Origin of the sequence: Okeania sp., assembly GCF_035285525.1 — a bacterium.
GTDB lineage: Bacteria > Cyanobacteriota > Cyanobacteriia > Cyanobacteriales > Microcoleaceae > Trichodesmium.
Map to the genome: position 1 here is coordinate 19,738 of NZ_JAYKGW010000156.1, position 11,516 is coordinate 31,253.

General features: G+C 36.9%; 7 protein-coding genes. 4 read left to right on the forward strand and 3 right to left on the reverse strand.

The features are described from left to right. Positions 1-55 precede the first annotated feature (55 nt). Together VKJ25_RS14855 and glmU are read right to left on the reverse strand one after the other, a co-directional pair. Positions 56-1,057 (reverse strand): zinc-dependent alcohol dehydrogenase family protein, encoded by a 1,002-nt coding sequence (locus tag VKJ25_RS14855; RefSeq protein WP_324237411.1) that lies wholly within the window; start codon positions 1,055-1,057, stop codon positions 56-58. Between the two features lie 283 nt (positions 1,058-1,340). After that, positions 1,341-2,720 carry a bifunctional UDP-N-acetylglucosamine diphosphorylase/glucosamine-1-phosphate N-acetyltransferase GlmU gene (glmU, locus tag VKJ25_RS14860; protein ID WP_324237412.1) on the reverse strand — a complete coding sequence of 460 codons (1,380 nt, stop codon included), beginning with the start codon at positions 2,718-2,720 and terminating at the stop codon, positions 1,341-1,343. A gap of 446 nt (positions 2,721-3,166) precedes the next feature. On the opposite strand from glmU, the gene VKJ25_RS14865 reads away from it, so the two are divergent. From VKJ25_RS14865 to VKJ25_RS14875, 3 genes are all read left to right on the forward strand, one after another. Then, positions 3,167-5,083 carry a sulfotransferase domain-containing protein gene (locus tag VKJ25_RS14865; protein WP_324237413.1) on the forward strand — a complete coding sequence of 639 codons (1,917 nt, stop codon included), beginning with the start codon at positions 3,167-3,169 and terminating at the stop codon, positions 5,081-5,083. A 571-nt stretch (positions 5,084-5,654) separates the two neighbouring features. Then, positions 5,655-6,350 carry a class I SAM-dependent methyltransferase gene (locus tag VKJ25_RS14870; protein ID WP_324237414.1) on the forward strand — a complete coding sequence of 232 codons (696 nt, stop codon included), beginning with the start codon at positions 5,655-5,657 and terminating at the stop codon, positions 6,348-6,350. A gap of 444 nt (positions 6,351-6,794) precedes the next feature. Further along, entirely contained in the window at positions 6,795-8,018 is a 1,224-nt protein-coding gene (locus tag VKJ25_RS14875) for a glycosyltransferase family 4 protein (protein WP_324237415.1), read from the forward strand. 239 nt (positions 8,019-8,257) lie between these two features. On the opposite strand, the gene VKJ25_RS14880 is transcribed toward VKJ25_RS14875, so the two are convergent. Continuing rightward, positions 8,258-8,404, reverse strand: coding sequence for a hypothetical protein (locus tag VKJ25_RS14880; RefSeq protein ID WP_324237416.1), 147 nt, complete (start codon positions 8,402-8,404; stop codon positions 8,258-8,260). 536 nt (positions 8,405-8,940) lie between these two features. Between VKJ25_RS14880 and VKJ25_RS14885 the strand changes: the two genes are divergently transcribed. After that, a complete protein-coding gene (locus VKJ25_RS14885) occupies positions 8,941-10,956 on the forward strand; it encodes a calcium-binding protein (RefSeq protein ID WP_324237417.1) in 2,016 nt (671 codons plus the stop codon). Positions 10,957-11,516 lie beyond the last annotated feature (560 nt).

The window sequence follows — 11,516 nt, forward strand, 5'->3', positions numbered from 1 at the left end:
GCTATTAGCGATTATTTGTCTACTGTTATCGTTTAATACCCTTCTTCCTTCTTCCTTACTTGAACTCAATCCTAATTTTTCCAAAATGAGAACCAGTTTCCATATAACTTAATGCTTCTGGAGCTGACTCAAATGGAAAGACGCGATCGCAAACCGGACTTAATTTATTCACATCTATCGCCCTATTCATATCCTCAAACATTTGACGAGACCCCACAAAAATTCCCTGTATCCGCACACCCTTCATCACTGCGGGCAAAGGATTAAATTCTCCTTGCGCTCCTGCCAACACACCTATTAAACTTATTTGACCTCCCATACTCACTGCTTTCAAAGACTGACTCAAAGTATTTGCGCCACCAACTTCCACAACATAGTCAACACCGACTCCCTCAGTCAATGCTAACACTTGTTTTCCCCATTTAGGCACAGATTTATAATTAATGACATCAGATGCACCCAACTGTTTCACCCGCTCCAATTTTTCATCACTACTGGAAGTTGCAATAACTCGCGCTCCTACCATAACTGCAAATTGTAAAGCAAACAAGGAAACACCACCTGTTCCCATAACTAATACTGTTTCTCCAGATTTTAAACCTGCTGCCATTAAAGCGTGCCAAGCAGTAACCGCAGCACAAGGTAAAGTAGCTGCCTCTGTATCAGATAAATGAGGGGGAATATGCACCACCCCCTCTTCAGACAAGACTACATATTCTGCTAACATTCCGTCAATTTCACCCCCCAAAGCAGACTTTGCTGCTGCTGTTGTCAAATTACCTGACAACCATTTTTGCATAAAAATGCCAGCGACTCTATCTCCGGGTTTGACTCTGGTGACACCTTCTCCCACCGACACAACTTCTCCCACTCCATCGGAACATGGAATCACAGGTAAAGATAGATGGGGGTTATAAAGACCTTTAATCATTAGAATATCTCGATAGTTTAGGGAGACAGCTTTAACTTTGACTAAAACTTCTCCAAATTTTGGTTGCGGTTGTGGTCTTTCTGTGAGAATTAAATTACCAAATTCTTGAATTTCAAATGCTTTCATAATCAGTTAAAAGAGGGAACAGGGAACAGGGAATAGGGAATAGTCTAGAACGAAACCCAACAATAATAAAGCTTTGTTTGGTTTCACTATCGTACTGCTACAGAACGACAACCCAACGTAATGCACTACTGGACTAATGTTGGGTTTCGTTCCTCAACCCAACCTACGTCTATATTTTCTTGAGATGGTGCGTTACATTTCATTAACGCACCCTACTGGACTAATGTTGGGTTTCGTCCCTCAACCCAACCTACGTCTACCATAATCAATTATTCATTATCAATTATTCATTATCCTCAGATGACTTCAGTCGCCAACTTTTTCTCACAGTTTGTCGAGAGCGAGCAATAACCAAACTATCATCTTCCACATCTTTCGTTACCACTGAACCTGCTGCTACCGTCACATCTTCTCCCAAAGTCACCGGAGCAACTAACACACTATTTGACCCAGTTTTCGAGCGATCGCCAATTTTAGTATGATGTTTTTTCACTCCATCATAATTAGCAGTAATTGTACCAGCACCAATATTCACCTTTTCTCCCAAAGTCGCATCTCCTAAATAAGATAAATGAGCAGCATTGGAGCGATCGCCCACTTTAGCTTTTTTCAATTCCACAAAATTACCAATACGACAGTGAGAACCCACTTGACTATTACCCCGTAAATGTGCATACGGACCAATACGAGTATTATCGGCCACCACACTATCAGAAATTACAGAGTACAATACCGAAGTATTTGTACCTATTTGACTATTTTCAATCAAACTCCCCGGTCCAATCCGACTACCAGTACCAATCGTAGTCTGACCCCGAAGATGAGTTTGTGGTTCAATAATCACATCCCGTTCTAAGGAAACTGTATCCTCAATAGTAATACTGTCAGGATTTATCAAAGTTACTCCAGCGGCCATCCAATCATCTTTGACCCGAATCTGCAAAATATCATAAGCTGTAGCCAAATGTTTCCGATTATTAATCCCAACAATTTCTTGATAGTCATTCACATCAACTGCCATCACAGGATTGAGAAGAGGAACCACATCTGTTAAATAATACTCTTGTTGGTCATTGTCTGCTTTTAGTTCTGGCAATATTTTACCCAAAGCGGGCCAACTAAAACAGTATACTCCAGCATTGACTCGATGGTTTTGTTTTTGGGCAGTTGTACAGTCTCGGTCTTCTACTATTTGAGTGACAAAGTTATTTGCATCGCAGAATATTCTACCGTAACCTTTAGGATTAGGTAGATTGGCAGTTAAAATGGTGGCCGAATTTTGATTTTCTTTGTGGGTATCAAATAACTGCTTCAGAGTTTCGGGTCGTAATAATGGTACATCTCCATTTAATACCAGCAAGTCCTCAGAAAATTCTTGGAGATAGGGTAACAATTGTTGAATAGCATGACCAGTTCCCAATTGTTCCTTTTGTTCCACAAATTCTACAGTAGGAATATTATCATTACTATTATTCTGGAGAGATTTTTGTACCAGGTCTCCACGATAACCAACTATTACTATTATTCTTGATGGTTGAATAGAAACACAACTTTTCAGAACTCGTTCGACTAAGGTACAAGACCCTAACTGGTGTAAGACCTTGGGAAGGTCAGACTTCATTCTTGTGCCGCGTCCCGCTGCTAAGATTGCTACCGCTACCATAATTTTTAGAATTTTTGCTTTCTGAACCAGAAAAGTTATACGACGAATATACAATACTCATCGTCTCATATATAGCGCTACGCGCAAGTCAAAATTCAAAATTCAAAATTCAAAAGTTTGATATAGCGCTGCGTGCAGGGAACAGGGAACACAGAAGGTGGGAACAGAGAGAATGAATCACCGATAATATAAGTCTTTTAGCTATTGGACAACTCCTACAATTTGTAAATATTAAGTGCGCACATTGCTATAGTTATTATAATTAATAATAAGCTCAGAAACCCGGTTTCTTAAAGAAACCGGGTTTCTCTTAAAATTCAAAATTCATGGGAAAGTTATTCTTGTGAAAAAATTAGTGTAATACTAAATCAACCTTTGCAGTTCAGCTTTCTAGGCTGTCATAGCTGTACCATACTAAGATGGAATCTGCTGTATCAAAATAGAAAATGTTTAATCTAGATTTTCCTAAAAGTAAGGAAATAGATTACTTAACCAGATTTTCTGGTTGGTATATTCCGGAGAATAATCGCAATATCAAACTTAGTTTATATGTAAATTATCAACCTTATGTTTCTTTTTTACATGGTGGATATAGACCGGATGTTGCTGTTGCTTTCCCAGAGAAAAAATATGCTAGTCATAGTGGTTTTTGGGGTGAAGTTTTACTGCCAGAAAATATTAAACCAGAGACAGATATAAAAATAGAAATATTTCTGGATGGAGAGGAGAAAACATTATTATTTGAAAATCAATTCCGAGTGATTGGTGAACCTCCTAAACTACCTAAAAGACAGAAAAATTTTAACCTAGAAAAAATATTGATTTGCCCACAATGCGGTCAAAAAGCTACACCATGTAATGCAGAAAATTGTCCTGTATGGATTAGGGGAAATACTCCTCATATTTTACAATCAAGAGAATTACCATTTATTAAACTGACAGAAACAGAAAAAACTCATCCTTATTCAGAAGGAATTTTAAAAGTATTGGATAAGATTGGGGAAAATGGAATAGTTCTAGATTTTGGCGCAGGTAATACTCAACAAGAATATCTGAAGCAAAATATTTGTTATTTAGATGTACAGCAATATCAATATACAGATATAGTTTGTTCTACATTAAAGTTACCATTTATTGATAATTGTTTTGACGGGATAATTAGTCATGCTGTTTTTGAACATTTACCAAATCCATTTTTCACTGCTAAAGAACTTTATCGAATTTTAAAACCAGGTGGTTTAATATTTATTGATACTGCTTTTTTACAACCACTTCATGCTGATCCTAGTCATTATTTTAATATGACAATTCATGGTTTACGACAGATTTTGTTAGACTTTGAAGAAATCAATAGCGGTATTTTTCCTCATCATTATCCATCTTATAGTATGATGATGTTGATTCAAACTATCTGGCCTTATATTCAACAACCAGAATGGCAAGAACGTTTAGCAGATTGGCACGCTTTTTTAGTACAAGAAGGTGATAATTTAGATACAGAACTAGGAGAAAAAGGCAGAGAAATTTTAGCAGCAGGAGTGTTTTTTGAAGGAAAGAAAAAAAATGAAAATGTTGAGATTAACTTTAACCAAAAATATCACAACTACATAAATAAAAATAGTTGTAGGAATCAACCTCAATTTTTAATCATTGGAGCGCAAAAATGTGGTACTAATTCCTTATATAACTATTTAATGCAGCATCCTTTAGTTGTTCCATCTTTACAACATGAAGTTCATTATTTTGACTTAAATTTTGACAAAGATTTAAAATGGTATCAATCACAATTTCCCGAATTAGAACCAGGAATGATTACTGGAGAATCAAGTCCTTACTATTTATTTCATCCTCTCGTAGCTCAAAGAGTTTTTGATACATATCCTCAAATAAAACTAATTGTTATTTTGAGAAATCCCACAGAAAGAGCTATTTCTCATTACTACCATGAAGTAAAATTAGGATGTGAATCTTTAAGTTTGAAAGAAGCGATCGCTGCTGAAGAAATTCGTTTACAAGGAGAAGTTGAAAAAATTATTCAAACAGGAACTTATGATAGTTTTAACCATCGAAATTATACATATAAAGCCAGAGGAAAATATATAGAACAACTGCAAAATTGGATGAGCATTTTTCCTAAAGAACAATTTCTCATCCTCAAAAGTGAAGACTTATTTAGTCATCCTCAAGAAACTATGAACCAAGTATTTCAATTTTTGGAATTACCTGAATATTCCTCAGAAGAATATCTTCAATATAATTCTGGAAATTACTCACAACCTAGTCAAGAAATATATCAGAAATTAGTAGAATATTTTCAACCATATAATCAAAAATTAGCTGAAGATATGGGAATTAATTTGTAAGTATTCAGCTAGATTACAAACAGATATTGAAAAAATTAAGGTAAGCATTCAGCTATCAGCTATTGTCTTTAGTTTTAGATATAAAGCTTTATTAATTAAGCTAGCTTAATTGGTTCGAGGTAACAGTTTTATTAATTAACAGAAATACACTAGAGCTTACTATAAAGGCAGAGTCTTATTGCTGTTAGCGCAGCTCCGAACCAGGAGGCTAGCTGACAGCTAATAGCTGAATATTTACAAATTAAGTAATTATATTAATTCTATTTTATAGTATATTTCAGACAAATGAGGTACAGTCTAAATGGTAAAAATATCGTAGCCCGCGAGAGATGTATCTGATAACAATAGGAAGTACTTTATCCATTATTAATTATCCATTAAATAACATGATTATTGAAAAAATCAACCAATTATAGATAGTAATTCTATTTTATAGTATATTTCAAACAAATGAGGTACAGTGTAAATGGTAAAAATATCGTAGTGCGGGCATCTTGCCCGCGAGAGATGTATCTGATAACAATAGGAAACACTTTATCCATTATTAATTATTAATTATCCATTAAATAAGATGAATATTGATTACGAAAAAGCATGGGAAGACTATGCAAAAAAATGGCAAAAAGATTACCCAGAATTAACTCATATAGGAGATGAATGGATAGGCAAAGCAGCAGGAGCAGCCAACTCATTAACAGAATATGAAAAATTAATAGAAGAAAAATTTATCGCACCTTATATCACATCTAAAGATACAGTATTAGAAATAGGAATTGGTGGTGGAAGAACCGCAGCATTATTACTAAAATATTGCCAAAAATTAATATGCGCTGATATTTCTAATTCCATGTTAAATGCTACTAAAGAAAGACTCGGTGAAGCTCAAATAAAATATGTCAAACTTGATGGAATAACATTAGATAATATTGAAAGCCAAACAGCAGATATTTGCTTTTGTTACGACACAATGGTACATTTAGAACCCAGAGATATTTTTAACTATCTAACTAAAATTCCAGCTAAATTAAAAGGGCAAAAACTTTGCATATTTCACCATACAAATACTCTTAGCGAACTAGGTTGGCAAAGATTTCTCAGAGACTGGGATAAAAATTTGATGGGTAAACGAAATGGTACTGCTCACTCAGTAATGACAGATAAAATAATGGAAAAATTTCTCTCCCATCTTAACTACCAAATTATTCATAAAGATACTAACTCAGTTCCCAGAGATTGTGTGTGGATTTGCCAAGCACCTAGAGAATAATTAATAATTAATAATTAGGGTTTGTTGATTAAATATAGAAGGATTCACAGATAGAGGTCAAAGCATTTTTAGGTCAAAAAAAAGTACCATATTTTTGCTTAAGAATGCTGAAAAAGTTAGTATTTATGTAACTCCCTATTCCTCTTAACTACTCCCTACTCCCTAAAACCCTAAAATTATCCCTTGATTTTTCTGATTTCTCAGGAACCTTGTACCTCCTTATATACAGCAGATTTCAGGAAGAAGAAGTACAGATTTAATAATTAAATCCTTTCAGTGCGATTTTTCGGGAACCGTGCATCTTGCTCCCGTGAGTATACTTTACCAAACTGGAGTCCGCTATAACTTCCTTGTAAGGACGTTGGATGCAACGCCCCTACTCCCTACTCTCTACTCCCTAAAATCCTAATTAATTAGTGTTAAACTAAAATACCTACCAAACCAATGAAAGTCTTATTTCTACACCCCAATTTTCCTGCCCAATATCGTCACATTATTACCGCATTAGGAGCAAACCCAGAAAATCAAGTCGTCTTTGGTACAAAAAACGAACGGCCAGAATGGAAAATACCAGGAGTCCATAAAGCATTATTTAACCCCAGTCGAGAACCCCGTCCAGAAACCCACCATTATGTGCGTCCCCTAGAAAGTGCCGTAATTTATGGACAAGCCGTATTTAGAATGGCCGAACAACTTAAGTCCCAAGGATTTGTCCCAGATGTAATTTGCGGTCATTCTGGATGGGGACCAACCTTATTTGTCAAAGAAGCATTTCCTGGAACTCCACTTTTGTGCTACTTTGAATGGTTCTATCATTCTGAAGGTGCTGATGCCGACTTTGACCCCGCAGAACCCCTAACAGTAGATGATATGGCCAGAATTAGGGTAAAAAACGCCCCCATATTAATAGACTTATACTCTTGTGATAGGGGTTTGTCTCCCACATATTGGCAGCGTTCCCAATTTCCGTCAGAATTTCAAACTAAACTATCCGTACTCCACGATGGGGTAGATACTAATTACTTTAAACCAAATCCTGAAGCTAAACTGGTACTACCCAATCTAGACTTATCTGGAGTAGATGAACTTATAACCTATGTAGCCAGAGGAATGGAACCATATCGAGGTTTTCCAGAATTTATTGAAGCGATCGCCTACATCCAAGAAAGAAGGCCAAACTGTCATGTGGTAGTAGTCGGTTCCGAAAGAGTTTGCTATGGTAAATCTTTACCCAATGGTAAAAGCTACAAACAAGAGATGCTGGAAAAAATCCCCTTAGACTTATCAAGAGTTCATTTTGTTGGGTCATTGCCTTATGGACAATATTTGAAAGTCATTCAAGCATCCGATGTTCACATCTATTTAACTAGACCTTTTGTTCTATCATGGTCAATGATTGAATCCCTATCTACTGGCTGTTTAATTGTCGGGTCTGATACAGCACCAGTTAAAGAAGTGATTCAAGATGGAGAAAATGGCCTTTTGGTAGATTTCTTTTCTCCTAAGCAAATAGCCGACCGTGTTGATGAAGTTCTAGAGCATCCAACTCGTATGGCAGAAATACGAGAAAAAGCCCGCCAAACTGTTCTAGAACGTTATGCTTTATCAGATCTACTCAGAAAACATTTAGAACTAATTAATCAGGTTGCCAATCGCGCCTTAACATAGACTATAAACAGGGAAACCAAAACATCCTCTCTTGTTAGTCTAAATTAAAGGTAAACTCAAAATTGACCTAAACAGCAATCCGAAATTGGTGGTCAAAATCGTTGTTATGATGGTTGAAAATTTGAAAAATTATGACTCCTGACCTTTAAATTATGAATTTTAGTTCCTAACTACCACCTAACAAAATCTAGTATTATAACAGCAAAGTAGAATTGCTATATCTGGGAACCTAAAATTAATTAATTCCGTCCTCCGGTAATGTTTAGACTATAATCAATCATTAAAAAAGCAGCCTGAGAATAAAAATTAGCTTGTACCTTGTACTTCAAAGTTAATAATGCTAAACTCACAGGCAAAACATAATCGGCCATTTTTTTGCTGTTCAATTTTCTAGTTAAAGGGTAGAGGAGTAATAGCTGACCAAAAACCTGAAGAAACCTTTTAAAGGTTACTTAATTTGCAATTATTTAGTTTGAAAAAGGTTCGTCGGAAATTTGGTTAATTCCTTGACAAAAATTCACAAGTGAAGTAAGGAATTTTACAGTTAGTAACTTGTTTAACAAGGGAATACTCCTGCCTGGCCAAAAACTAAAATTTATCATTGGATAAATGGTCGTAAGTTAAGCGACGTTAAATAATAAACATCTGAGTTGCCACAGTGCCGTTTAGAGTAGGCTTCGGGCTGCCCAACTGAAAACTATGGGTCTTGTTCTTTCACAAGACTTTGTCGGCAACAGCCATCACTTTAACTGGTGATGCTATACATATTCAGGGCACATAGCTTTGAGTAGGTTAAATGTTGCACTTATTTTAGGTAAACAAGTTAAACTACAGCCAAAAATAACATCATTGGCGATCTTAAGTAGTATAACCAAATAGCACAATTGACCATAAATTTATAGATATAGAGGAGTGAAACGGTATGGTTACACTAACTGACGGAGACAATACCTTCGATCAGGACGATTCAGGAGAACAGAAACCTGATACGATTAATGCCCTGGGTGGAGATGACCTAATATTGACTTCTACCCTAGGAGGTAGTCTAGTTCAAGGTGGAGAAGGAAACGATACTTTGCAATCTAGAGGTCCATCTGGCGTAGGGAACTCTGGTTTAGCTGACACTCTTGCAGGCGGTGCTGGAGATGATTCCTTAGATTTCCAAGCTGCATCAGGTTTGGGATTTGGAGATGCAGTAAATAACGCCTCAGGATCGGGCAATGACACCTTAGTAGCTGCTTCTCGAGCTAGCCTTTATGGAGGTAATGGAGATGACTTTCTCCGAGGTTTGATTGGAAATAACCTGTTATTTGGTAATCGAGATAATGACATCCTGATTATGAGCCAAAGAGATAGTCTGTATGGTGGTAAAGGCGCAGATACTATTAGTTTTTCTGTTGGTAATGGAGTACCAGCAAACCTCGATCCAGCGAATCTAGCTACACTATCTAGTGCAACAGGCAATGAGAACTTTATATCTGCAAACTCAAGTACAGATTTCGTTGCAGCTTGGGGCAGTAAAGATACCATCTTTGGTGGAAAGGATAACGATACAATATACTCTTTTGGTAGCCAAGTCCGCGCCAGTGGAGATGTAGGTGATGATATAATCATTAACCGGAACCGTGAGACTATAGGGATTCCTGGTAATAGCACTGCTACAGCTCTAACTGAAATATCAAGGTCTACTTTACTTGGTGGTGAAGGTGATGATTCCATTATAGGTGCAGTTGGGCCATTCCAAGATGGTAGAAATTCTCTAGATGGTGGAGTTGGAAACGATACTATTCGTGGTCAAGCGGCAAGAGATACCTTGATTGGTGGTGAAGGTAATGACTACATTGAAACAGGATTGCTTCCAGAGAACCAGAGCCCGGATAAAGTTACCTCTAGTGGTGTACCACTTAATACTACAGGTTTTTCTGGTCTCAACAGATTGGATGGTGGTGCAGGAAACGATACCTTAGTAGCAGGATTTTTAACTGACACAATGATCGGTGGTCTAGGTAATGACTGTTTAAGTGGTATATTCAACAACGCAGATGGTGGTGATGGTGATGACACTATAGATGCTACTACTACAGGTACTTCTGTTACTCAAATTACTCTCCTTGGTGGTGCAGGCGATGACCGTCTATTAGGTAATACTAATACTGGTGTAACTAACTACTTCAATGGTGGTACTGGCAATGACTTTATCCAGTTTGGTACAACTAACGACGAATTAATAGGTAACACACAAGGTGATGATACTATCATTTCACCTCAGGATCCAGGTACAGGAATATCTATTATAGATACTGAAGGTAATAATAGCTTAATTGGTGGTGTAGGAGGAGACACCTTAGTTGCTGGAGCTGGTGATGACTTCATTGAGGGGGGTCTTGTAGGTGAAGCAACAGGAAACGATAGCCTTGTTGGTGGTGCAGGAAATGATACTATATTTGGTCGTAGTGGCACTGATACAATTCTTGGTGGTGCTGGTGACGACTATATTGTAGGAGGTATTAATAGTACCGCTGACTCATTAATTGGTGGGGAAGGAAACGATAGCTTTGTTTTCTTTAGTATAACAGATGCTAGAAACAGTGTTATTGTAGATTTCAATCCTGCTGATGACCAAATCATACTTCTGGATGATGGATTTGGTTTAGCCAGCTCTAGTGCAGATTCAGCTATTGCTGCTAATGATTTCGTTTCTGTTCCTTCAGGTGATAACTATGAAAATGGCTTTGCTCGAGTCGCAAATCCTGTAATTATCTACGAGCGCAACCCAGTACAAATACCAGATCCAGACAGCCCAACATTAGCAGGTTCAGGTCTATTAAAGTACGATCCTAGTGGTAATGGCGGTCCTGATGATTTAAGTGACGTGGTTACTATTGCACGTCTCAATGGTACTCCAAATCTAACTCAAAGCGACATTTTAATCATCTAATTACTATCTAATTAGAAAAAAGATATGAGGTAGTGATTTATTTTTAATCACTCCTCTTTTTTTTGTCTGAAAAGAGGAAGAAAGGCAGCTATGCTGAAGGCAGAAGCTTTTATGCCATTTTCACCTTACAGCAATGCATGAGGATGGTGAGGTAAACTTAAATATCTTTGTAGCACAGCCTTCAAGGCTGTAACAACCTGGAAGGTTGTGTTACCATAATTACTAAACAGAAAATAAAATTTTGTACCTCACGCGCCTCCGAAACTGCTGCAATTTTATACACGCACGGTGCCCGAAAAATCCGATGGAACCGGACATGATACCAATAGAAATACTAAAATTCTTACTTTTTATATAAAATATGGTAGTTTTAATAAAATTCAATATCCTAGGGGTTTGGTCTCCAAAGCCTCGACAAATTAGGAGTTTTCGCAAATATAGTCATTCTGAATAAGAGTGGGACACACTCGAAGCGCAATAATCTCTAATAATATCATCAATGGATTTGTCTTTTCCTTCTTACATTCTTTTCTTCTTTAATGCACCAAAGTCCTGTTCTA